1 protein-coding gene is annotated in these 1,135 nt (G+C 66.8%); it reads left to right on the top strand.

Going from position 1 to position 1,135, the window contains the following annotated elements:
• A partial coding sequence (locus A5651_RS19980; RefSeq protein WP_231988757.1) for a condensation domain-containing protein occupies nt 1-1,135 on the top strand: 1,135 nt, incomplete at both ends.

The raw sequence follows: 1,135 nt of genomic DNA, 5'->3' as shown, positions 1-1,135 counted from the left end.
TGACCGGCATCTACGCCCAAGTCCTCGGACTCAACCGCGTCGGAGTCGACGACTCCTTCTTCGAACTCGGCGGCGACTCGCTATCGGCGATGAAGGTGATCGCTGCGGTGAATAAGTCGTTGGGCACGGGCCTGTCGGTGCGGGCGTTGTTCGAGGCGCCCACGGTGGCGCAGTTGGCGCCGCGGCTCGGTGCTGAGGAGGACGTGCTGGCGCCCCTGGTGGCCGTCGAGCGGCCGGCGGTAGTGCCGTTGTCGTTTGCCCAGAACCGGTTGTGGTTTATCGACCAGCTGCAGGGACCGTCTGCGGTTTACAACTTGGCGGTGGCGCTGCGCCTGGGTGGTCAAATGAACGCACAGGCGCTCGGCGCTGCGATGGTTGATGTAGCAGCCCGCCACGAGAGCCTGCGCACGCTGTTTCCCGCTCCGGATGGGGTTCCCTCACAGTTGGTGTTGCCGGTGGAACGCGCCGAGGTCGGGTGGCAGGTCCACGATGCCGCTGGCTGGTCGGAGAGTCGGCTGCGGGAGGCCGTCGGCGCGGTGGTGCGTCGTCCGTTTGATCTGTCTGCTGAGATCCCGTTGCGGGCGGCCCTGTTCCGGCTGGGTGAGGACGAGCATGTGTTGGTGGCGGTGGTGCACCATATCGCTGCTGATGGCTGGTCGATCACTCCGCTGGTGACTGACTTGAGCGTGGCGTATGCGGCCCGCTGCGCCGGGCGGGCTCCGGGGTGGGTGCCGTTGCCGGTGCAGTATGTCGATTACACGTTGTGGCAGCGTGACCAGTTGGGGGATCTTGATGATCCCGATAGTCGTATCGCCGCGCAGTTGGCGTATTGGGAGCAGGCGCTGGGCGATATGCCCGAGCGGTTGGCGTTGCCCACTGATCGGCCGTATCCGCCGGTGGCGGATTACCGCGGCGCCACGGTGGCGGTGGACTGGCCGGCCGCGGTGCAGCAGCAGGTGGCGCGGGTGGCTCGCGAACACAACGCGACCAGCTTCATGGTGGTGCAGGCGGCGCTGGCGGTGCTGCTGGCCAAACTCAGCGCCAGCAACGATGTGGCGGTGGGGTTCCCGATCGCCGGGCGGCGCGACCCCGCCCTGGATGACTTGGTCGGGTTCTTTGTCAACACCTTGGTGTT

The organism is Mycobacterium sp. 1274761.0 (assembly GCF_001668615.1).
Taxonomy (GTDB): domain Bacteria; phylum Actinomycetota; class Actinomycetes; order Mycobacteriales; family Mycobacteriaceae; genus Mycobacterium.
The sequence above is the reverse complement of the archived record's forward strand: the minus strand, read 5'-3'. Positions and strand labels throughout refer to the sequence as shown.